This is a genomic window from Phycicoccus sp. Soil802, from assembly GCF_001429605.1.
Lineage (GTDB): Bacteria > Actinomycetota > Actinomycetes > Actinomycetales > Dermatophilaceae > Pedococcus.
Window position 1 is genome coordinate 256,557 of the sequence record NZ_LMSS01000006.1, and the last position, 20,178, is coordinate 276,734.

General features: G+C 71.5%; 22 protein-coding genes. 11 read left to right on the forward strand and 11 right to left on the reverse strand.

All coding sequences use genetic code 11. The annotated features are described in order from the left end of the window. Nucleotides 1-49: 49 nt before the first annotated feature. The 3 genes from ASG91_RS15240 to ASG91_RS15250 form a co-directional block, all read right to left on the reverse strand. Complete coding sequence (locus ASG91_RS15240; RefSeq protein WP_056923486.1) at nt 50-1,312, reverse strand: hypothetical protein; 1,263 nt, start codon at nt 1,310-1,312, stop codon at nt 50-52. Beyond that, the gene (locus tag ASG91_RS15245) at nt 1,309-1,845 is read right to left on the reverse strand and encodes a SigE family RNA polymerase sigma factor (RefSeq protein ID WP_056923487.1); all 537 of its coding nucleotides are present in this window, start codon (nt 1,843-1,845) and stop codon (nt 1,309-1,311) included. Before ASG91_RS15245 ends, ASG91_RS15240 begins: the two co-directional genes overlap by 4 nt. Before the next feature lie 133 nt (nt 1,846-1,978). Then, on the reverse strand, nt 1,979-3,370 hold the full coding sequence (locus ASG91_RS15250; RefSeq protein WP_056923488.1) for a glycine--tRNA ligase: 1,392 nt from the start codon (nt 3,368-3,370) through the stop codon (nt 1,979-1,981). A 92-nt stretch (nt 3,371-3,462) separates the two neighbouring features. Between ASG91_RS15250 and ASG91_RS15255 the strand changes: the two genes are divergently transcribed. From ASG91_RS15255 to ASG91_RS15280, 6 genes are read left to right on the forward strand one after another with little or no spacing between them, the layout of a single operon-like run. Continuing rightward, a complete protein-coding gene (locus ASG91_RS15255) occupies nt 3,463-4,659 on the forward strand; it encodes an aminotransferase class I/II-fold pyridoxal phosphate-dependent enzyme (RefSeq protein WP_056923489.1) in 1,197 nt (398 codons plus the stop codon). A gap of 34 nt (nt 4,660-4,693) precedes the next feature. Continuing rightward, nucleotides 4,694-4,978 (forward strand): DUF6703 family protein, encoded by a 285-nt coding sequence (locus ASG91_RS15260; protein WP_056923490.1) that lies wholly within the window; start codon nt 4,694-4,696, stop codon nt 4,976-4,978. A 42-nt stretch (nt 4,979-5,020) separates the two neighbouring features. Then, the gene (locus ASG91_RS15265) at nt 5,021-5,962 is read left to right on the forward strand and encodes a metal ABC transporter solute-binding protein, Zn/Mn family (RefSeq protein ID WP_235545669.1); all 942 of its coding nucleotides are present in this window, start codon (nt 5,021-5,023) and stop codon (nt 5,960-5,962) included. Further along, nucleotides 5,959-6,792 carry a metal ABC transporter ATP-binding protein gene (locus ASG91_RS15270; protein ID WP_056923492.1) on the forward strand — a complete coding sequence of 278 codons (834 nt, stop codon included), beginning with the start codon at nt 5,959-5,961 and terminating at the stop codon, nt 6,790-6,792. The genes ASG91_RS15265 and ASG91_RS15270 overlap by 4 nt, the downstream gene beginning before the upstream one ends. After that, on the forward strand, nt 6,789-7,784 hold the full coding sequence (locus tag ASG91_RS15275; protein ID WP_056923493.1) for a metal ABC transporter permease: 996 nt from the start codon (nt 6,789-6,791) through the stop codon (nt 7,782-7,784). Before ASG91_RS15270 ends, ASG91_RS15275 begins: the two co-directional genes overlap by 4 nt. Then, nucleotides 7,781-8,197, forward strand: coding sequence for a Fur family transcriptional regulator (locus ASG91_RS15280; protein ID WP_056923494.1), 417 nt, complete (start codon nt 7,781-7,783; stop codon nt 8,195-8,197). Before ASG91_RS15275 ends, ASG91_RS15280 begins: the two co-directional genes overlap by 4 nt. 6 nt (nt 8,198-8,203) lie before the next feature. Here ASG91_RS15280 and ASG91_RS15285 read toward each other — a convergent pair whose 3' ends face one another. The 3 genes from ASG91_RS15285 to ASG91_RS21360 are packed head-to-tail and all read right to left on the reverse strand — an operon-like array spanning nt 8,204 to nt 10,005. Further along, nucleotides 8,204-8,986 (reverse strand): isoprenyl transferase, encoded by a 783-nt coding sequence (locus ASG91_RS15285; RefSeq protein ID WP_056923495.1) that lies wholly within the window; start codon nt 8,984-8,986, stop codon nt 8,204-8,206. Next, on the reverse strand, nt 8,983-9,819 hold the full coding sequence (gene recO / locus ASG91_RS15290; RefSeq protein WP_056923496.1) for a DNA repair protein RecO: 837 nt from the start codon (nt 9,817-9,819) through the stop codon (nt 8,983-8,985). Before recO ends, ASG91_RS15285 begins: the two co-directional genes overlap by 4 nt. Before the next feature lie 51 nt (nt 9,820-9,870). Beyond that, nucleotides 9,871-10,005: a hypothetical protein gene (locus tag ASG91_RS21360; protein WP_255358327.1), complete on the reverse strand. Its 135-nt coding sequence runs from the start codon at nt 10,003-10,005 to the stop codon at nt 9,871-9,873. A gap of 140 nt (nt 10,006-10,145) precedes the next feature. Between ASG91_RS21360 and ASG91_RS15295 the strand changes: the two genes are divergently transcribed. The 4 genes from ASG91_RS15295 to ASG91_RS21270 all read left to right on the forward strand — a co-directional run bounded on the left by ASG91_RS15295 (nt 10,146) and on the right by ASG91_RS21270 (nt 13,541). Then, entirely contained in the window at nt 10,146-10,775 is a 630-nt protein-coding gene (locus ASG91_RS15295) for an alpha-ketoglutarate-dependent dioxygenase AlkB (RefSeq protein ID WP_056923497.1), read from the forward strand. Between the two features lie 79 nt (nt 10,776-10,854). Continuing rightward, entirely contained in the window at nt 10,855-11,988 is a 1,134-nt protein-coding gene (locus tag ASG91_RS15300) for a hypothetical protein (protein ID WP_056923498.1), read from the forward strand. A gap of 113 nt (nt 11,989-12,101) precedes the next feature. Further along, nucleotides 12,102-12,698: DUF222 domain-containing protein (locus tag ASG91_RS21265; RefSeq protein ID WP_235545671.1), on the forward strand; the 597-nt coding region annotated here is incomplete at its 3' end. A gap of 621 nt (nt 12,699-13,319) precedes the next feature. Beyond that, on the forward strand, nt 13,320-13,541 hold the full coding sequence (locus ASG91_RS21270; RefSeq protein ID WP_056923501.1) for an HNH endonuclease signature motif containing protein: 222 nt from the start codon (nt 13,320-13,322) through the stop codon (nt 13,539-13,541). Nucleotides 13,542-13,623: 82 nt separating this feature from the next. On the opposite strand, the gene leuA is transcribed toward ASG91_RS21270, so the two are convergent. Further along, the gene (gene leuA / locus ASG91_RS15320; RefSeq protein WP_056923502.1) at nt 13,624-15,369 is read right to left on the reverse strand and encodes a 2-isopropylmalate synthase; all 1,746 of its coding nucleotides are present in this window, start codon (nt 15,367-15,369) and stop codon (nt 13,624-13,626) included. A gap of 236 nt (nt 15,370-15,605) precedes the next feature. Here leuA and ASG91_RS15325 point away from each other — a divergent pair, with 236 nt between their 5' ends. Continuing rightward, nucleotides 15,606-16,421, forward strand: a complete 816-nt coding sequence (locus ASG91_RS15325) for a hypothetical protein (RefSeq protein WP_056923503.1) — start codon at nt 15,606-15,608, stop codon at nt 16,419-16,421. A gap of 24 nt (nt 16,422-16,445) precedes the next feature. On the opposite strand, the gene ASG91_RS15330 is transcribed toward ASG91_RS15325, so the two are convergent. The 4 genes from ASG91_RS15330 to ASG91_RS15345 are packed head-to-tail and all read right to left on the reverse strand — an operon-like array spanning nt 16,446 to nt 20,088. Beyond that, entirely contained in the window at nt 16,446-17,474 is a 1,029-nt protein-coding gene (locus ASG91_RS15330) for a 1-aminocyclopropane-1-carboxylate deaminase (protein ID WP_056923504.1), read from the reverse strand. Between the two features lie 31 nt (nt 17,475-17,505). Next, nucleotides 17,506-18,159: a GntR family transcriptional regulator gene (locus ASG91_RS15335; RefSeq protein WP_056923505.1), complete on the reverse strand. Its 654-nt coding sequence runs from the start codon at nt 18,157-18,159 to the stop codon at nt 17,506-17,508. Between the two features lie 43 nt (nt 18,160-18,202). After that, entirely contained in the window at nt 18,203-19,507 is a 1,305-nt protein-coding gene (locus ASG91_RS15340) for an MFS transporter (RefSeq protein ID WP_056923506.1), read from the reverse strand. Beyond that, on the reverse strand, nt 19,504-20,088 hold the full coding sequence (locus ASG91_RS15345) for a helix-turn-helix domain-containing protein (protein ID WP_235543627.1): 585 nt from the start codon (nt 20,086-20,088) through the stop codon (nt 19,504-19,506). Before ASG91_RS15345 ends, ASG91_RS15340 begins: the two co-directional genes overlap by 4 nt. Nucleotides 20,089-20,178 lie beyond the last annotated feature (90 nt).

The window sequence follows — 20,178 nt, forward strand, 5'->3', positions numbered from 1 at the left end:
CGGGCGTCACCAGCCCCACACAGTCGTCACGAGCCGACCATGACGTCTGTCAGTCGCGCCGGCCGACGTTCAGGGCGACCGGGGTGGCCGGGTCGTCCGGTGCTCCGGTGGTGATCCGCGAGACGTCGAAGACCTCCCCGGTGGTCGTCTTCCAGGCCAGGATCCAGCGACCGTGGCTGCCCACCGACTGGAAGAGGACGGTCTGGTCGTCGGCCCAGCCGAGCACGGTGCAGCAGCCCTTGAACCGTCCGGTCTGCCCGTCCGGGTTCTCCGGCGCGAGCAGCACCTTGGCCGCCCCGGACGCGGGCTCGACGACCAGCAGGCCCTGGTAGATCGGGCCGAACCCCCTGCGGATCACGGTCGAGGTGATGTTCTGGTCGAAGAACGCACCGGTGGCGGCCAGCTGCTCGGTGTTGACCGTCTCGCCGTCCAGCCCGGTCACCGGGCTGCGCACGGGCGTGGACTCCAGCGGCGTGCCGTTCGGGTCGAACCGCGTCACCCGGACATCGGCCGGCACAGTGTCGCCGGCGGTCACCCTGAAGACTCCTTCATAGCCGTTGCGGACCGCCACCGCAGGCGCGCCCGGCTCGGAGGGGTCGATGGCCCAGGTGCCGTCGGACGACCGGGCCATGACCAGGGTCCCCGCGGCGTTCCAGCCGGCCCACTCCACGTGCTCCGAGGGGACCGGGTAGGACACCGTGGCGCCGGTCCGGGTGTCGAGCCGCACGACGTGGTCTCGCTGGGGGAAGACGACGTAGCGGCCGCCTCCGCCGACCGCCCGCGGCCCCAGCGGCGTGGCCTGGTTGCCGCTTGCGTCGGTGGTCCGGACGAGGGCGACGCCGGCGACCTCGAGCTGGCGGCCGTCGCCGGTGACGAGCACCGGGTGGAAGCGTTCGCCGTCCTGGCGCAGGTAGACGGCCACGACCGAGGCCGGCGGCCGGGTCGGCGAGAACGCCTCGGTCCTGGCCCTGACGTCGATCGTCGACGGCAGCCCGGCGTCGAAGTCGGGCAGCTGCGCCTCCTTGCCCTCCGGGGGCAGGACCGCGTATGCCGTGCCGTCCGAGAGCGTGCCCCGGCTGGCTGTCGTGGTGGACGAGATGGCGGGGCGGGGCTTCGCGTCGTCGGAGCCGCCCAGCTGGACGGCGGCCAGGGCGAGCGCCGCCGCGGCGACCGCTCCCGCGCCGGTGACGAACCTGCGTCGGCGGCTCCGGCGACCGTCGAGCGCCGCGTTCCACGCGTTCTCAGCGAAGTCGCGCTCGACGACGTCCTCCGTCGCCCGCTCCAGCAGGGCGCTCAGGTCACGGTCGGTCATGACGGCTCCTCGGTAGACGGGCGCGGTCCGGCCAGGTGCGGCGCGAACTCCGGCAGGAGGGTGCGCAGCCTGGCGAGCGCGGCGTGCGTCTGGCTCTTCACCGTGCCCACGGAGACGCCGAGTGCCTCGGCCGTGTCCGCCTCGGTGCGGTCCTCGAAGAACCTGAGCACCACCACCGCGCGTTGCTTCGGGGTCAGCTGCCCGAGGGCCCGCAGCAGGTCGACGCGCTCCCCGGCGCGCGTAGACCGGTCCGGCTCGGTCCCGTCGAGCTCGAGCTCCGGGAAGAGCGAGAGGCTCTCGCGCCGGGTCCGGCGCCACGACGACACCGCGTCACGGTAGAGGATGCGGCGGACGTAGGCGTCCGGGTTCTCGTGGCGCAGCCGCTCCCACCGGGTGGCCAGCTTGGCCAGCGCGCCCTGCAGGAGGTCCTCGGCGAGGTGCAGGTCACCGCAGACGAGGAACGCCGCGCGCAGGAGGCGGTGTTGCCGGGCTCGCACGTACCGCGCGAACTCCTCGTCCACCTCCTGCTGCATACCCACCTCCAGCCGCCCCGACCGGCCCCACTGACCCGCGCCAGCGAGGGCTCTCACCCCCAGTAACGCACGGGCGTGGGCAAAAGGTTGGCCCACGGCATACCGATGGTCCGTGGCAGGGCCACCGCTGCGGTCAGCAGCCGAGCAGGCGCCCGCCGAGGTACTCCTCGACCTTGTCGAGCGACACCCGCTCCTGGGCCATGGAGTCCCGCTCGCGGATCGTCACGGCGTGGTCCTCGAGGGTGTCGAAGTCCACCGTGATGCAGAAGGGCGTGCCGATCTCGTCCTGGCGACGGTAGCGGCGACCGATCGCCCCGGCGTCGTCGAAGTCGATGTTCCAGTGCTGGCGCAGGGTGGCGGCGAGGTCGCGGGCCTTCGGCGACAGGTCGGTGTTGCGCGACAGGGGCAGCACGGCCGCCTTGACCGGGGCGAGGCGCTTGTCGAGCTTGAGCACCACGCGCTTGTCGACACCGCCCTTGGTGTTGGGTGCCTCGTCCTCGGTGTAGGCGTCGACGAGGAAGGTCATCAGCGAGCGCGACAGACCGGCCGCGGGCTCGATGACGTAGGGGGTGTACTTCTCGCCGCTGGCCTGGTCGAAGTAGACGAGGTCGGTGCCGGAGTGCTCGCTGTGGGTCTTGAGGTCGAAGTCGGTGCGGTTGGCGATGCCCTCGAGCTCGCCCCACTCGCTGCCCGTGAAGCCGAAGCGGTACTCGATGTCGACGGTGCGCTTGGAGTAGTGGCTGAGCTTCTCCTGCGCGTGCTCGTAGTGCCGCAGGTTGTCGGGGTTGATGCCGAGGTCGGTGTACCAGCGGGTGCGCTCGTCGATCCAGTACTGGTGCCAGTCCTCGTCCTCGCCGGGCTTGACGAAGAACTCCATCTCCATCTGCTCGAACTCGCGGGTGCGGAAGATGAAGTTGCCCGGCGTGATCTCGTTGCGGAAGCTCTTGCCGGTCTGGGCGATCCCGAACGGCGGCTTGCGGCGGGCGGAGTTCATCACGTTGAGGAAGTTGAGGAAGATGCCCTGCGCGGTCTCGGGGCGCAGGTAGTGCAGGCCCGACTCGTCCTCGACGACACCGAGGTAGGTCTTGAGCAGGCCGGAGAACTGGCGGGGCTCGGTCCACTGGCCGCGCGTGCCGCAGTTGGTGCAGGCGACGTCGGCCAGGCTGACGTCGTCGGGGTTCTCGATGCCCTTCTTCTCGGCGACGGCCTCCTGCAGGTGGTCGGCCCGGAACCGCTTGTGGCAGGACAGGCACTCGACCAGCGGGTCGGAGAAGGTGGCCACGTGGCCGGAGGCCTCCCACGTCTGGCGGGGCAGGATCACGGAGGAGTCGAGGCCCACCACGTCGTCGCGACCGGTGACCATCGTCCGCCACCACTGTCGCTTGATGTTCTCCTTCAGCTCCACGCCGAGCGGCCCGTAGTCCCACGCGGACCTCGTGCCGCCGTAGATCTCACCGCAGGGGAACACGAACCCGCGGCGCTTGCAGAGGGAGACGACGGTGTCGACGGTGGAGGGTGCAGCCATGCGCGCAAGGCTACTGTGCGCCTGCTCGCCCCTCGACGGGGTATGCCGCGCGGCCTACGCTCGACGCCACACCCACCGTCCGAGGGGGCCCCGTGAGCGACCGTCCCGTCTCCGAACGCAGCGTCCGCATCGGCGACGCCGCCCCGTTCCGGATGTTGTTCGAGTTCGCGCGGAAGTCGGGCTACCAGGAGCGCCGCCTCGAGCCCGGTGTCCTGGACTTCACCTTCGGCGACCCGCACGAGATGCCGATCCCGGAGTACGTCGAGGCCCTGCGCACCGCGGCCGTGCCCGGCGACGAGCTGTGGTTCGCCTACAAGTTCAGCCTCGTCGAGGCGCAGGAGGCCGCGGCCGCCTCGCTCCGCAAGGTCGTGGACCTGCCGTGGACCGCCGACCGGATCCGGATGACCACGGGGGGCTTCGGGGCGATCACGCTGTCGATGAAGGCGGTGGCCGACCCCGGCGACGAGGTGGTCTACAGCCTGCCGCCGTGGTTCCTCTACGAGGCGCTGGCGCTGGAGGCCGGGCTGGTGCCCGTGAAGGTCCGCATCGACCCCGACACGTTCGACCTCGACCTCGACGCGATCGCCGCCGCGATCACCCCCCGCACGCGACTGGTGGTGGTCAACTCCCCCAACAACCCGACCGGCCGGATCTACCCGGAGCCCACCCTGCGCGCGCTGGCCGACCTGCTGGAGGAGGCCTCGGCCCGCAACGGGCGGCGGATCTACCTCATCTCCGACGAGCCCTACAACCGGATCGTCTTCGACGGTGCGCGGTTCCGCAGCCCCGCGGAGTTCTACCCCCACACGATGCTCTGCTACAGCTACGGCAAGACCCTGCTCGCCCCCGGCCAACGGCTCGGCTACCTCGCCCTGCCACCGCAGATGCCGGATGCCGACCAGGTCATCGACGCCGTCGAGGGCCTGCAGGTGGCCGCGGGCTGGCTGTTCCCGAACGCGGTGATGCAGTACGCCGTCCCCCGCCTCGAGACGCTCTCCCTCGACGTCGCGCACCTGCAGGCCAAGCGCGACCGGATGACGCTGGCCCTGCGCGAGATGGGGTACGACGTCGCCACCCCCGAGGGCACCTTCTACCTCTTCCCGAGGTCGCCGCTGGCCGACGACGAGGCGTTCGTGGGCCGGCTCGCCGACGCGGGGGTCCTGGTGATGCCCGGGCGGTTGTTCGAGACGCCGGGGTTCTTCCGGATCTGCCTGACCGCCACCATGGACACCATCGAGGCGAGCCTGCCGATCTTCGCTGCCGTCCTCGACCAGGTCCGCGCCGACTGACGACCCAGCCGGCTGACGACATAGGGTTTCGCCCGTGTCCTCCCTGCGTGAACGCGTCACCGACGCCAGCCTGCCCGTCGTCAACACCCTGAACCGGCTGCCGCGAGCGGTCCCCTTCCTCGTCGTGCTCGCCCTCATGGTGGCCGGGATCTTCGTCCCGGGCTGGGGCTGGGTGTTCCTGGCCGTCGTGGTCGCCTTCCTGGCGTGGACCCTCTACCTGGCCTGGCCGGCGCTCGACGCCGCGGCCCGCGCCGGACGCGTGGCCGTCCTGCTCATCGCCGTCGCCATCACGGTCACCCAGGCGCTGCCGCGCAGCTGACGACTTTGACAATCGTTCTCATTTCTGATGAGAATGATTGTCATGACGCGTCGCCCCCTCGGTCTGCTCGCAGGCCTCCTGTCCATCGCCGTGGTCTCCGCCTGTGGCGCGACCGGGGGGCGCGGCGCCGATGACGGCCGGCTCGAGGTCGTCGCCGCCTTCTACCCACTGCAGTACGCCGTGCAGCAGGTCGGTGGCCGGCACGTGGCGGTGCAGGGCCTGACCAAGCCGGGGGCCGAGCCCCACGACCTCGAGCTGAGCCCGCGCCAGGTCGCCACGATCGCGCAGGCGGACGTCGTCGTCTACGAGTCGCACTTCCAGCCTGCGGTCGACGCCGCCGTCGACGAGCAGGCCAGGAAGACCGCGTTCGACGTGTCCTCCGCGGCCCGGCTCGACCTGGTCGCGGTCGAGGACGGGCACGACCACGGCGGCGAGACCGAGGAGGAGCACGCCGGGCACGGCGCCCGGGACCCCCACTTCTGGCTCGACCCGCTGCGCTACGCCGACGTCGGCGACGCCATCGCCGCCCGGCTGGCCGAGCGCGACCCGGCCAACGCCGCGGAATACCGAGCGAACGCGGCGGCGTTCCGCGCCTCGATGACCACCCTCGACGGCGAGTTCCGCACCGGCCTGAAGTCCTGCGCCATCGACGAGCTGGTGACGTCACACGCGGCCTTCGGCTACCTGTCGCAGACCTACGGCTTCCACCAGGAGTCGATCACCGGGCTGACCCCCGACGCCGAGCCGAGCCCGGCCGCCCTGGCCGAGCTCACCCGGCACATCCGCGCCACCGGCGCGAGCACCGTGTATGCCGAGACGCTCGTGAGCGAGGACGTGGCCCGCACGCTCGCCCGGGAGACCGGTGCCAGACTGGCCGTGCTCGACCCCATCGAGGGCATCACCTCCGCGTCCTCCGGCCGCGACTACCCCAGCGTGATGCGGGCCAACCTGCAGGTCCTGCGCGCCGGACAGGAGTGCTCATGACGACCACCGAGGGCACGCCCATCATCGAGCTGCGGCACGCCTCCTTCGGCTATGCCGACCAGGCGGTGGTCACCGGCGCCACCCTCGCGATCCACCCCGGTGAGGTCGTCGCGGTCCTGGGGCCCAACGGGTCGGGCAAGTCCACGCTGGTGCGCGGCCTGCTCGGCCTCAACGACCACCTCGGCGGCGACGTCGAGCTGTTCGGCCAGCCGCGCGAGTCGTTCTCCGACTTCGCCCGGCTGGGCTACGTCCCGCAACGACACACCCTGTCCGCGTCGGTGCGCGCCACCGTCGCGGAGATCGTGGCCGTCGGCCGCCTCTCCCACCACCGGTGGTGGCGTCCGGTGGTCAGGTCGTCGAAGGACGCCGCGATCATCGACCGTGCCCTCGACGTCGTCGGGCTCAACGACCGCGCGCACGCCGACGTCGCCACCCTCTCGGGCGGCCAGCAGCGCCGGGTCCTGATCGCCCGCGCCCTCGCCTCCAACCCCGACGTGCTCCTCATGGACGAGCCGACCGCGGGCGTCGACACCGCGAACCAGCAGGTGCTCTCCACGGTCCTCGCCCGGCTCGCTGCCCGGGGCACCACGATGGTCATCGTGACGCACGAGCTCGCAGCCCTGGCCGAGATCGTCACCCGGATCGTCGTGGTGCAGGGTGGACACCTCGTCTTCGACGGCTCACGTGACGAGTTCGCTTCCAGGACAGGTGAGTTCGCGTCGTCGGTCGACGGCCACCACCATGAGGACGAAAACCGCGTGCGCTCCCCCAGGCTCCCCGGCGCCCCCTCGGCCGGTCCGCTCGACCCCCGCGGAGGTGGGCACTCATGAGCGAGCTCCTCTCCCTCGACTTCATGCGGCAGGCCCTCATCGCCGCCGTCCTGGTCGGCATCGCCGCTCCCCTCGTCGGGGTCTTCCTGGTGCAGCGTCGGCTGTCCCTGATCGGCGACGGGATGGGCCACGTGGCGCTCGCCGGGGTGGCCGTCGGCGTCCTCACGGGGCAGGCGCCCGTCCTCACCGCCCTGGTGGCGGCGGTCGCTGCCGCGGTGGCCATCGAGCTGATCCGCGGGCGCGGCCGGACGAGCGGCGACATCGCCCTCGCGGTGATGTTCTACGGCGGCATCGCCGCCGGCGTGGTGATCATCGCCAAGTCGCCGAGCAGCAGCCCGGCCAACCTCACGGCATACCTCTTCGGGGCGATCACCACGGCCGACCAGAAGGACCTCTGGGTCTTCGCGGGGCTGGCGCTGGTCGTCCTCGTCGGCACCTGGCTGCTGCGGCCCTGGCTGTTCGCCGTGGCCAACGACGAGGAGTACGCCCGGGCCAGCGGGCTGCCCGTCACCGGGCTCAACATCGCCCTGGCCGTGCTGACCGCCGTGACCGTCGTCGTCTCGATGCGAGTCGTCGGGCTGCTGCTCATCAGTGCGCTGATGATCATCCCCAACGCCACCGCGCAGCTGCTCGGTCGCAGCTTCCGCGCCTCGACGCGCTGGGCCGTCGCCGTCGGCGTGGTCTCCAGCGTCGGTGGGGTGATCGCGTCGTTCTACGCCGAGACCCCGTCCGGCGGGACGATCGTGCTGCTGGCGATCGGCTTCTTCGTCGTGGCGGCCACGGTCACCGCGGCAGTCGCCAGGGCCCGCGCCCACCAGCACCGGCGGGCCGAGCGGCACGACCACGAGCACGGCCCGGAGTGCGGCCACCCGGCGGTCGCGCACGGTGACCACGTGGACTACGTGCACGACGGCCACCGCCACGCACCGCACGAGGGCCACTACGACGAGCACGACTCGACCCACCAGGCGAAGGAGGCGGCCCAGCCATGACCGGCACCCGCGAACGCCCCACCCTCGAGGGCACCCGTCGCCCGACGCGGCAGCGCACCGCAGTGGCAGCGGTGCTCGCCGAGACCGACGAGTTCCGGTCCGCCCAGGAGCTGCACGCCATCCTGCGCGAGGCCGGCGACAAGGTCGGCCTCGCGACGGTCTACCGCAACCTGCAGGCGATGGCCGCCGACGGCGAGATCGACATGCTGCGCACCGACGACGGTGAAGCCGTCTACCGCGCGTGCTCGACCGGACACCACCACCACCTGGTGTGCCGGGTGTGCGGACGCACCGTCGAGGTCGAGGGACCGACCGTCGAGGCCTGGGCGAACAAGGTCAGCGCGGAGCACGGGTTCACCGACGTCCACCACACCCTGGAGATCTTCGGCACCTGCGCCGACTGTTCTCGCTGACGCGCCTCAGGTCGTGGCGCGGTCGACCGCCCCGCCGTAGCGACGGTCCCGCTCGGCGTAGGTCTGGATCGCCGCCCACAGGTGGCGTCGGTCGTAGTCGGGCCAGAGCGTGTCCTGGAAGACCAGCTCGGCATAGGCGCTCTGCCACAGCAGGAAGTTCGAGGTGCGCTGCTCCCCCGACGACCGCACGAACAGGTCGACGTCGGGCATGTCGGGTTCGGGGAGGTGTCGCGCGATGGTCCTCTCGTCGATCGAGCCCGGCTTGAGCTTGCCGCGCTGCACCTGCTCGGCGATCCGCTGCACGGCGTCCGCGATCTCGGCGCGGCCGCCGTAGTTGACGCAGAAGTAGAGGGTCAGCCCGGTGTTGTCCTTGGTGAGCTCCTGGGCGGTCTCGAGCTCCTTGATGACCGAGCCCCAGAGGCGTGGGCGGCGCCCCACCCAGCGCATCCGCACACCCCACTCGTGGAGCTGGTCACGGCGCCGGCGGATCACGTCGCGGTTGAAGCCCATCAGGAAGCGCACCTCGTCGGGGCTGCGCTTCCAGTTCTCGGTCGAGAAGGCGTAGGCCGACAGGTGGGTCACCCCGGCCTCGATCGCCCCGGCTGTCACGTCGAGCAGCGCCGCCTCGCCGGCCTCGTGCCCCTTCGTGCGTGGGAGACCCTGTTGGTTGGCCCAACGGCCGTTGCCGTCCATGACGATGGCGACGTGGCGCGGCACGAGCTCCCTTGGGAGAGAGGGAGGTTGGGCTCCGCTCGGGTGGGCGAACGGCTTCGGGTATGCCGCGCTCACGCTTGCGCCTGCGCGGCGGCGTGCGCCTCTTCCACCGTCTTCACCACGCTGAGCGGGGCCGGCGCCCACGTCACGCGGGAGTCGAGCCTCGGCTGCGCGTCGGGGTCCCGTCGATCCACGAGGCGCAACGATCGCACACCCTTCTCGAGGTGCCACTGGAGGAAGGCGCTGGCCAGGGTGCTGCCCTCCCTGCGGTGACGTCCCTGCGACGCGTCGGCGACGACCCAGTCGCCGGCGAGCAGGGCGGCCAGCAACGACAGCGTCTCCGGCGCCGGCGCCGCGGAGCCGACCGGACGGCATACCGGGCACACCGTGCCACCCGCCGCGAGGTTGAACGCGCGGTGCGGACCCTCGGCCCCGCACCGGGCACAGTCGTGGAAGCTCGGCGCCCAGCCGGCGATGGCGAGCGCCCGGAGCAGGTAGGCGTCGAGCACCAGGCCGGGGTCGTGCAGCCCCTCGGCCATCGAGCGCAACGCGCCCTGGAGCAGGAGGTACTGCTGGAGGTTGGGCTCGCGCTCCTCGGTGAGCCGGTCCGCGGTCTCGAGCATCGCGGCCGCGGCGGTGTAGGTCGTGTAGTCGCGGGCCAGCACGTCACCCCACGAGGCGAGCGACTCGGCCTGGGTCACGGTGTCGAGGTTGCGGCCCTCGTAGCACTGGACGTCGACCATCATGGCCGGCTCGAGCCGAGCCCCGAAGCGGCTCTTGGTGCGGCGCACGCCCTTGCCCACGACCCGCACCTTGCCCAGCCCGCGGGTGAGCAGCGTGACGATGCGATCGGCCTCACCCAGCTTCTGGGTGCGCAGGACGATTCCCTCGTCGCGGTACAGGGGCATGACCCCATTGTCGCAAGTCCCGACCCGGAAGCCGGTATGCCGTGCCGACGGTCAGCCGCGCAGCCCGAGACCGAAGAAGGCCAGGGCGACGATGACGAGGATAACCACGACCGCGACCAGGCCCGCCCAGAGCCCACACGCCAGGCCGCGGGCCAGCTGGTCGTCCTCGGGGCGACGCTCGGTCATGGGACGACGGTAGCGTCCCGCACCCGAGCCCGGCGACCGTGCTGGGGCGGGCCCACGACGGGCTGCGGGCGGCGCTGAGCGCCCAGCTCGATGCCGCCGGGGACTAGAACACCTGTTCGAATGTGGGTTAGAGTGCCGACATGTCCACGGCATTCCAGGGCTCCCTGCTCGACACCGGTGACGACATCGCGCTGCATGCGCTGACCGACGGCCTGCACCGCACACCCCTCAGCCGGGGGGCGTGGGTGGACTACCGGCCCGGGTGGCTCGCGGGCGCCGACACGCTGTTCGAGCTGCTCCACCACGAGGTCCCTTGGCACGCGGAGCGCCGCGAGATGTACGACCGCATGGTCGACGTGCCCCGCCTGCTGAAGTTCTACGACGAGGACGAGACCCTCCCGCACCCTGCGCTGACGCAGGCCCGTGAGGCGCTGAGCAGCCACTACGCCGCCGAGCTGGATGAGCCGTTCGTGACGTCGGGCCTGTGCCTCTACCGCGACGGGCGCGACTCGGTGGCCTGGCACGGCGACCGGATCGGCCGGTCCAAGGACCTCGACACGATGGTGGCGATCCTCTCGATCGGTTCGGCCCGCTCCCTGATGCTGCGTCCGCGCGGCGGCGGCGCCTCGATGGGCTTCTCGCTCGGCCACGGCGACCTGGTCGTGATGGGTGGCTCCTGCCAGCGCACCTGGGACCACGCGATCCCCAAGACCACCAAGGCGGTCGGCCCCCGGATCTCGATCCAGTTCCGACCTCGCGGGGTGCGTTGACCGGCGTTCGGAAGACACCGGTTGCGCCGGTATGCCATGATTCGCCGACTTCGCACATCTGATTCTTGGGGGAACCACCGTGTCGCGCCGCCTGCTCGCAGCCCTTGCCGCTGCCCTTCTGCTCCTGCTCGGGACCACCACCGCGGCCCAGGCCGACCCCAACGACATCAGCATCACCCTGCCCGGCGGGAGCTTCGGCGAGGACCGCACCCCGCTGTTGACCGGCACCGGCGACCCGCTCTACCCCGTCCACGTGCTCGTCAACGGGGTCGAGGCCACGGCGGTGACCCCCGCCACTGACGGGACCTGGTCCTTCCAGCTGGTCGACCCGCTCCCGCAGGGCGAGCAGGCCGAGATCAGGGCACAGGTCCGGGACAACTTCGACGAGGTGATCGCCGAGGCGGTGACTTACTACTACGTGCTCCCCCCGGTGGTTCCGCTCGTCATCACCGAGCCGTCCTCAGGCCAGAAGATCAGCGGTCACTTCGACCTCCGGGCCACTGCGACCGACCAAGGCGCAACGTATCGGATCTACGTCGATGGCCAGCCGATTGACGCCTCGATCGGTTTCGAGGACCTTGGCTCCTTGCTGGCCTTCGTGGACCTCGAGGACTTCGCCGACGGCCCCCACCAGCTCCAGCTCCGGGGCAAGGATGCGTGGGGCCGCCAGCTCGCGTCGCAGGTCGTCGACGTCGTCGGCGACTCCACCGGTCCGCCGAAGCCGGTGATCACCTCACCCGCCGCCCACGAGGTCGTCACGTCGCACCACGTCGTCATCTCGGGCACCGCCGTGCCGGGCCAGGAGCTGTCCGTGGTCGGCTGGGAGTCCGGCGAGCCTGCCTGCGAGCAGAAGACGGTCGTGGCCGATGCGGACGGGCGGTGGTCCTGCGACCTGCTCGCCCGGTCGATCGACTACCTCGACGGCAAGCGCATCGAAGTCCACCTCACCGCGTGGTCCTACGACGAGATCGGCAACCGCTCCAACGCCGACATGGTGCCGTTCATCCTCGATCTGCGAGCCACGGCCCCCACCCCGACCGATCCGGCCGTGCCGGCTCCGGCCGACCCGGCCGCGGCGGTGCCGGCCGCGGCTGCTGCCCCCGAGCTGGCGAACACCGGTCCGACGACCGGCCCCGGCCTGGCCGTGGCGCTGCTGCTCATCGCTGCGGGTCTGGCGCTCACCACGTTCTCGCGCAGGCTGCCCCAGCACTGAGGTCTCGACCGCCTCCGACCTCGCGGGGCTGCTGACCATCCCTGCCGAACCGCGCCCACCACTGGCTAGGTTCATAAGTTGACGTTCGAACAGGTGTTCGAATATGATGAGGCATGGCCATCGCACCCATCCACCCCGCGCCACCCGTGGCGGCCGCGGAGGGGGTGCGTCAGGTGCACGCCGTGCTCGACCGGGTCGAGCCGGTGGAGGAGCTGTCCGGGTATGCCGCGTCGAGCGTGATCGCCGACCTGGACAAGGCGGTGACCAGGATGCAGGCGCTGAAGCTGTCGCTGGTGGCCGTGGTGGACAAGTCCGACGTCGCCGCCGACGCCGGGATGACCGGCACCGCGGCCTGGCTGGCCGCGCGGTCCCGGCGTGACGGGGCGTCCGCGGCGCGGGAGGTGCGCCTGGCGACCGCGCTCGACGGCGGGCTGGCCGCGACGCGTGCGGCGCTGCGCGAGGGCGACCTGACCCCCGAGCACGCGCTGGTGATCGCCACCACGGCCGAGCAGCTGCCGACCGGGCTCGACTCGGCGGAGCGGGCGGCGATCGAGCAGTCGCTGGTGGCGGTGGCCAAGCGGGTCGACCCGGCCGCGTTGCGGCGCAAGGCCCGACGAGCCCTGGAGGCGGCGCAGCGGTCCCGGGCCGAGGTCGACGCCCACGAGGACGCGGTGCTGCGCGGCGAGGAGGAGCACGCCCTCGCCGCGACCNCGACGAGCCCTGGAGGCGGCGCAGCGGTCCCGGGCCGAGGTCGACGCCCACGAGGACGCGGTGCTGCGCGGCGAGGAGGAGCACGCCCTCGCCGCGACGAAGCTGACCCTGCACGACAACCACGACGGCACCACCACCGGACACTTCACCGTGCCCACCCTCGCCGCCACCATCCTCAAGAAGGTCGTGCAGCAGATGGCGTCGCCGCGCCGGTTCGCCCAGCAGGCGGCCCGTCGGGCCCGAGCCGAGGGGTCCGCCGGTGGTGCGTCATTGACCGCAGACCAGGTCGCCGAGGCGACCTGGGACGCGTTCCGGGCCGAGGACCTGGACTGGTCCCAGAAGTACGGGCGGGCGTTCGTCGAGCTGCTCGAGCACCTGCCCACCGACCACCTGTCCGGCAAGGTCAACGCCACCGTCCTGATCACCCTCGACCACGACCAGCTCAAGGCCTCGCTCGGCGCGGCCCACCTCGACACCGGCCACGACCTCTCCGCCTCCGAAGCACGCCGGCTGGCCTGCGGGGCCGGCCTGCTGCCGGCCGTCCTCGACGGCCAGTCCCAGCTGCTCGACCTCGGCCGCACCCAACGCTTCTTCACCGAAGCCCAACGGGCGCCCTGTCGATGACCTACGACTCCTGCGCCGCCGACGACTGCGACCGCCCCTACGCCTGGACCGAACACCACCACCACGACCCCTGGGCCACCGGCGGGCAGACCGACCTCGACAACGCGGTCCCGCTCTGCGGGTTCCACCACCGCCGGATGCACCACCCCGGCTTCCACCACCAGATCACCCACGAGCCCAGCGGCCGCAAACGAGTCACCATCCACCGGCGGACATAGCCGCGCCGTGAGGCCAGGTCGAGACCGACCGGCACGGCTGGCGAGGTGTGCCGCGTGGCCCAGCCACGCGGCATACCTCACCTCACTCGGCGGGGGCCATCCGCTCCGCACGGTTGACGGCGGACAGCACGGCCGTGAGGGACGCCTTGACGATCGAGGAGTGCAGCCCGACACCCCACAGGACGCGGTCGCCCACGGCGCACTCGACGTAGGCCGCAGCCTTGGCGTCGCCACCGGCGGACAGGGCGTGCTCGGCGTAGTCGAGGACGCGGACGTCCACCCCGAGGGTCGACAGCGCGTCGATGAACGCGGCGATGGGGCCGTTGCCGGTGCCCTCGACGGTGACCTCCACGCCGCGGTCGAGCATGGTCGCGCTGATCCGGTCGACGCCGCCCTGCTCGCTGAGCAGCGAGTGGCTGATCGGGGTGAACCGACCCCACGTGTTGACTGCACCGTCGACGGCCGGCAGGTACTCGTCCTGGAAGATCGTCCACAGCTCGGCCGCGCTGACCTCGCCGCCCTCGCTGTCGGTCTTCGCCTGCACCACGCCGCTGAACTCGATCTGGAGCCGGCGCGGCAGGTCGAGCTGGTGCTCCGCCTTGAGCAGGTAGGCGACCCCACCCTTGCCCGACTGGCTGTTCACGCGCACGACGGCCTCGTAGGACCGGCCCACGTCGTGCGGGTCGATCGGCAGGTAGGGCACGCCCCAGACGAGCTCGTTGATGGACTTGCCGCTGGCAGCCACCTGGCGCTCCATGTCCTCGAAGCCCTTCTTGATCGCGTCCTGGTGCGAGCCGGAGAACGCCGTGAAGACGAGGTCGCCGCCCCACGGGTGCCGCTCGCCCACCGGCAGCTGGTTGCAGTGCTCCACGGTGCGCCGGATCTCGTCGAGGTTCGAGAAGTCGATCTGCGGGTCGATGCCCTGGCTGAAGAGGTTCATGCCCAGCGTGACCAGGTCGACGTTGCCGGTCCGCTCGCCGTTGCCGAACAGGCAGCCCTCGATGCGGTCGGCACCGGCGAGGTAGCCCAGCTCCGCCGCGGCGACACCGGTCCCGCGGTCGTTGTGCGGGTGCAGGCTGACGACGATCGACTCGCGCCGCTCGAGGTGGCGGATCATCCACTCGATCGAGTCGGCGTAGACGTTCGGGGTCGCCATCTCGACGGTGGCCGGGAGGTTGATGATCATCTTGTGATCCGGGGTCGGGTCGATGACGTCGGCCACCTCGTTGCAGATCCGCACCGCGAACTCGAGCTCGGTCCCGGTGTAGGACTCCGGGCTGTACTCGTAGTAGACCGTCGTGTCGGGGATGGTCTCCTCGAGCTTGCGGCACAGCCGGGCGGCCTGGAGGGCGATGTCGACGATGCCGTCCTGGTCGAGCCCGAAGACCACTCGTCGCTGCAGGATCGACGTCGAGTTGTAGAAGTGCACGATGGCCTGCTTGGCACCGCGGATCGAGTCGAAGGTGCGCTCCACGAGGTGGTCGCGACACTGGGTCAGCACCTGGATGGTGACGTCGTCGGGGATCATGTCGTCCTCGATGAGCATCCGCACGAAGTCGAAGTCCGTCTGGCTGGCCGAGGGGAACCCGACCTCGATCTCCTTGTAGCCCATCCGCACCAGGAGCTCGAACATCCGCTTCTTGCGGTCAGGGCTCATCGGGTCGATCAGGGCCTGGTTGCCGTCCCGGAGGTCGACGGCGCACCAGCGCGGCGCCTGCTCGATGACCCGGGTGGGCCAGGTGCGGTCGGGCAGGGCGAAGGGGATCTGGTCCTGGAAGGGGACGTACTTCGCGAACGGCATGCCCGACGGCTGCTGGGGGTGGATCATGTTCTCTCGCCTCACGATTCGCTGCAGTTGGCCGTACTCAGGGTCTCAGCCGGCAACGCAAACTCCGCGACGAGGGGCGGCTGATCGGTCAGGCCCCGCCGCGGCGGCGAAGGAGGAGGCGCAGTGAATGCACGGATCGAGGGTATGCCGCGTGGCCGGCATACGTCCAACGTCCGAACCGGCCCGCCCACCATCCGGACGGCCGCGAACCAGACGCAGGCCGATAGGTTGCCGCCATGATGATCCGACCGGACACCCTCGCGGCCATCAAGGCGGGCGACGTCGACCTCGCCTTCCGGCGGTGGGACCGGCCCCGGGTCGTGGTCGGCACGCGGCTGCGCACGCGCGTCGGGCTGCTCGAGGTGACGAGCGTCGACAAGGTCGCCCCGTCGCGGATCAGCGCCGAGGAGGCACGGCGCGCGGGTGCCAAGTCGGTCGTCGAGCTGCGCCGGATGCTCGAGGCCAAGGCCGATCGCCCGGTCTGGCGGGTCGGGCTACGCCACGCGGGCGCCGATCCGAGGGAGCAGCTGCGTGCCTCGGTGCCCGAGGGCGACGAGGTGGCCGCGATCCGCGAGCGCCTCGACCGCCTGGACCGCGCGTCGGCGATCGGGCCGTGGACGAGGGCGACGCTGGCGATCATCGACCGCCTCCCCACGGTCCGTGCGCCCGAGCTCGCCGCCGAGCTGGGTCGCGACACCCCGAGCTTCAAGCGCGACGTCCGCAAGCTCAAGGAGCTCGGGCTGACCGAGTCGCTCGACATCGGCTACCGGCTGTCCCCGCGTGGGGCGGCTGTGGTCGACGCCGAGGCGGGTGCTCCCCGGCTCGACCGGCCGACCGCCCCCGAGGGCACTCCCCTGCCCCGCATCGGCGCCCCCGCCACGCGGGCGCTGCGGGCCGAGGGGATCTGGACCCTCGAGCAGGTGCGGGACCGCAGCGAGGAGGAGCTGGCGGCGCTGCACGGGGTGGGACCGATCGCGCTGCGGTTCCTGCGCGAGGCCCTGGCCGAGCGCGGCTGGGCGTTCGCCCCCACCCCCACCCCCGGTTCCAGGTAAACGCGCCGGTGATCACGGGCGCGTTTACCTCGAACCGTCGAAGATTCCGGAGTAGGCGTTGAGGGCCGGCTGCCCGCCGAGGTGGGCGTAGAGCACCGTCGAGTCGTTGGGGATCTCGCCGGACGTCACGAGGTCGACCAGGCCGGCCATCGACTTCCCCTCGTAGACGGGGTCGATGATCATGCCCTCCAGGCGACCGCTCAGCAGGATGGCCTCGACGGTCGACGCGACCGGGATGCCGTAGAGGTCGCCGGCCCAGCCCTCCAGCACGGTCACCTCGTCGTCGCGCAGCTGGCGGTCGAGCCCGATGAGGTCGGCCGTGTGCTGGGCGATGCGCCGGACCTGGTCGCGGGTCTTGTCGATCGTGGCCGAGGCGTCGATGCCCAGGACCCGGCGCGGGCGACCGCCGGCGTCCTCCAGGGCTGCGAACCCGGCGATCATGCCCGCGTGGGTCGAGCCGGTCACGGTGCAGACGACGATGGTGTCGAAGAAGACCCCGAGCTCCTCCTCCTGCTGGGCCACCTCGTGGGCCCAGTTCGCGAAACCGAGCCCACCGAGTCGGTGCTCGGAGGCCCCGGCGGGGATCCCGTAGGGCTTGCCGCCGGACTCCTCGACCTCGCGCAGCGCGTCCTCCCACGACGAGCGGATGCCGATGTCGAAGCCGTGCGGGTCGAGCCGGGCGTCGGCGCCCATGATCCGCGACAGCAGGATGTTGCCGACCTTGTCGTTGACCGGGTCGTCCCAGTCCACCCACTTCTCCTGCACCAGGCGGCACTTCAGCCCGAGGTGCGCCGCCACGGCCGCCACCTGCCGGGTGTGGTTGGACTGGTAGCCACCGATCGACACCAAGGTGTCCGCGCCCTGCGCGAGGGCGTCCGGCACGATGTACTCGAGCTTGCGGGTCTTGTTGCCACCAAAGGCCAAGCCGCTGTTGCAGTCCTCGCGCTTGGCCCAGACCTGAGCGCCACCGAGGTGCTCGGTCAGCCGCGCCAGCCGGTGCACCGGGCTCGGGCCGAAGGTCAGCGGGTAGCGCTCGAAGTCGTGGATCGACATGGGGATCTCCTGGGCTTGCCGGTGGTGTGGGTCAGGTGTCGAGCAGGGGTGCGAGGGTCTGCCAGGTCTGGTGGGAGACCTCGGCGGCCGCCTCCCGGTCCCCCGCCTCGCACAGGTCGATGAGCCGGGCGTGCAACGCCACGGACCCACGACCCGAGAGCGAGCTGAACCGCAACCGCTCCACCCGCCGGAGCACCGGCGTGAACTGGTCGAGGACTGCCGCGAGCGCGGCGTTCCCCGCCGCCGCGACCGGTATGCCGTGCAGCTCGTCGTCGGCGGCGAGCGCTCCTTCCGCGTCGCCGGCCTCCAACGCCGCGCGGAAGCGCGCGTTCGCGGCACGCATGCGGGCAAGGTCGTCGGCCGTCAGCTGGCCGACCGCGTCGTGGACGGCGAGCCGGTGCATCTGGGCCACCACCGCCTGGGCGTCACGAGCCGCCCGGGTGTCGAGCGAGGCCACCGTGGTCGAGCGGCCCGGAAGGGAGGCGACCAGCCCGGCCTGCTGGAGGCGGAGCAGCGCCTCGCGCACGGGGGTGCGGCTCACCCCGAGCCAGGCCGCCAGCTCCTGGTCACGCAGCTGCTCGCCGGGGCCGAGGGTGCCGTCGACGATCGCGTCGCGGACCCGGCGGTGGACGTCGTCGCGCAGCAGGGCACGCGAGACCGGAGGCTGCGGCGACGGGACAGGCATGCGATATATTGCATATCACTGGTGTCGTCAGGTCAAGTGCCGCTCACCCGGTGGGCTGCACGGACTGGACTTCATCAAGCTGCTCGATGGACGCGGTCGAGAAGACCGGTGACCAGAGCAGGAAGAGCACTGACAACGAGCCGCCGACCGCCGCGACCACCATCGTCGGGGCCAGCCCGATCCACTCCCCGACCAGCCCGCCGAGGACCGCGCCGAGGGGGCGGATGCCGTAGTTGACCGACGAGAAGGCCCCGCTGACGCGGCTGCGGACCCCGTCGGGGGTCACCGCGGTCATCAGGGCGTTGAGCGGGATGTCGAGGCACATCACCCCGAGCGCTGAGATGAACTCGACCAGGGCGAGGACGCCCGCCCTCGACCAGGTCGGGCCGCCGGCCAGCGGCAACAGCGCGAAGGGCGCCGAGAACACCACCGCGCCGACCGCGATGGTGCGACCGAGGCCGATGCGTCGAGCCAACGGACCGGCGAGCACCGTGCCGAGGAGACCACCGGTCGCCCCGATCCCCAGGGCGAGCCCGATGACCCCGGCAGAGAGGCCGAGCTCGCGGCTGGCGAAGAGGATCAGGAGTGCACCGGCCATCAGGTTGAAGAGGTTGATGGTCGTGGCGCAGGCGAGGGAGGCGCGCAGGTAGCGGTCCTTCAGGACCAGGCCCATGCCGTCGCGGGCCCGTCGGAGCAGCCCCGCCTCGTTCGTTGTGTCGACCGGCAGGTCGGGCACCCGCACCCTGCCGATGAGCACCGCGGAGACGGCGAAGGTGACCGCGTCGACGAGCATGGCGACGGGTGCCGTCACGGCCTGGATCAGCCCACCGGCCACCGCCGGACCCGCCACGAACGACGCCGAGCGCGTGCCGCTGAGCAGGCTGTTGGCCTCGACGAACTGGTCGCGCCGGACCAGCGTCACGAAGAAGCTCGGGTAGGACGTCTGGTAGAGCACCTGGCCGGCTCCCGCGAGCAGCGCCACCGCGAACAGCTGCGCCATGGTGATGGCGCCGAGGAAGTGGGCGACGGGCAGGGTCAGCAGGACCACGCAGCGCAGCAGGTCGGCCACGATGAGCAGCCGGCGCTTGCGCACCTGGTGGTCGACCCACGTGCCCACGAACAGCGACAGCAGGTTCGGGGCCCAGACCGCGGCGGTCAACAGACCCACGGTCGGGGCGCTGGCGTGCAGGGCGGTGACCGCGATCAGGGGCAGCGCCAGCTCGGTGATCCGGTCGCCGAACTGCGAGACGCCCTGACCGACCCAGTAGGTCGCGAACCGTCGGTCCCGCCACAGCGCAGACTTCTGCGTCGCCTCCGTCGCCACGGCGGAGGCCGTGGGGTCGCTCATGACGTCACCTCGGCCTCGGGCAGCACGTAGCGCAACATGCGGACCCGGCGGGACCCCGCGACCGTGGCGGGTCGTCCCTTCCGCAGCACGTAGGGCGCGAGCAGCTCCTCGATCCGCTCCTCGACCTCGGCGAGCTCGTCCGCCGTCAGCTCGATCGTCGTGTTGGACAAACCTGCGGAACGCCGCCAGTCGACCTCGAGCACCGGCTCGACGTCACGCGCCCACCGCTGCGGGAGGTCGGCGGCCTGCTCCATCATCACCCGACCCAGGAGGCTGGCGGCGTCGAGGCTGTCCTCGTCGCCGGCGACGAACCGGAAGCCGGACCCCACGGCCTCCCACCAGCGCTGCCGCCCGTCGGCGTCCGGCACGCTCGAGGCGTCTCGGACCAGGCCGTGCTCGGCGAGGTGGCGCAGGTGCCAGCTCACGACCGACGGGGTCGCCCCGACCTGTGCCGCGAGCGCCGTCGCCGTGCTCGGCCCACTGCCCTGGAGACGGCTGAGGATCGCGAGCCGCGTCGGGTGCGCGAGGGCCCGCATCCCCCGAGGGGTGAGCTCGACGTCGCCGTACGGGTTGCTGGTCACGGTGCGCTCCTTCCGCGCCTCCTCCGGTTGGAAGCGAAACTTCCGGATTTCGGGAAGTTTCGCTTCCAACACGAGCCGGCGCGGGGTGGG

What these genes read in the sequence shown, in the direction of transcription:
- ASG91_RS15240 (WP_056923486.1), bottom strand. Translation starts at nt 1,312, where the DNA reads ATGACCGACCGTGACCTGAGCGCCCTGCTGGAGCGGGCGACGGAGGAC.
- ASG91_RS15245 (WP_056923487.1), bottom strand. Translation starts at nt 1,845, where the DNA reads ATGCAGCAGGAGGTGGACGAGGAGTTCGCGCGGTACGTGCGAGCCCGG.
- ASG91_RS15250 (WP_056923488.1), bottom strand. Translation starts at nt 3,370, where the DNA reads ATGGCTGCACCCTCCACCGTCGACACCGTCGTCTCCCTCTGCAAGCGC.
- ASG91_RS15265 (WP_235545669.1), top strand. Translation starts at nt 5,021, where the DNA reads ATGACGCGTCGCCCCCTCGGTCTGCTCGCAGGCCTCCTGTCCATCGCC.
- ASG91_RS15270 (WP_056923492.1), top strand. Translation starts at nt 5,959, where the DNA reads ATGACGACCACCGAGGGCACGCCCATCATCGAGCTGCGGCACGCCTCC.
- ASG91_RS15275 (WP_056923493.1), top strand. Translation starts at nt 6,789, where the DNA reads ATGAGCGAGCTCCTCTCCCTCGACTTCATGCGGCAGGCCCTCATCGCC.
- ASG91_RS15280 (WP_056923494.1), top strand. Translation starts at nt 7,781, where the DNA reads ATGACCGGCACCCGCGAACGCCCCACCCTCGAGGGCACCCGTCGCCCG.
- recO (WP_056923496.1), bottom strand. Translation starts at nt 9,819, where the DNA reads ATGCCCCTGTACCGCGACGAGGGAATCGTCCTGCGCACCCAGAAGCTG.
- ASG91_RS21360 (WP_255358327.1), bottom strand. Translation starts at nt 10,005, where the DNA reads ATGACCGAGCGTCGCCCCGAGGACGACCAGCTGGCCCGCGGCCTGGCG.
- ASG91_RS15295 (WP_056923497.1), top strand. Translation starts at nt 10,146, where the DNA reads ATGTCCACGGCATTCCAGGGCTCCCTGCTCGACACCGGTGACGACATC.
- ASG91_RS21270 (WP_056923501.1), top strand. Translation starts at nt 13,320, where the DNA reads ATGACCTACGACTCCTGCGCCGCCGACGACTGCGACCGCCCCTACGCC.
- leuA (WP_056923502.1), bottom strand. Translation starts at nt 15,369, where the DNA reads ATGATCCACCCCCAGCAGCCGTCGGGCATGCCGTTCGCGAAGTACGTC.
- ASG91_RS15325 (WP_056923503.1), top strand. Translation starts at nt 15,606, where the DNA reads ATGATGATCCGACCGGACACCCTCGCGGCCATCAAGGCGGGCGACGTC.
- ASG91_RS15330 (WP_056923504.1), bottom strand. Translation starts at nt 17,474, where the DNA reads ATGTCGATCCACGACTTCGAGCGCTACCCGCTGACCTTCGGCCCGAGC.
- ASG91_RS15335 (WP_056923505.1), bottom strand. Translation starts at nt 18,159, where the DNA reads ATGCCTGTCCCGTCGCCGCAGCCTCCGGTCTCGCGTGCCCTGCTGCGC.
- ASG91_RS15340 (WP_056923506.1), bottom strand. Translation starts at nt 19,507, where the DNA reads ATGAGCGACCCCACGGCCTCCGCCGTGGCGACGGAGGCGACGCAGAAG.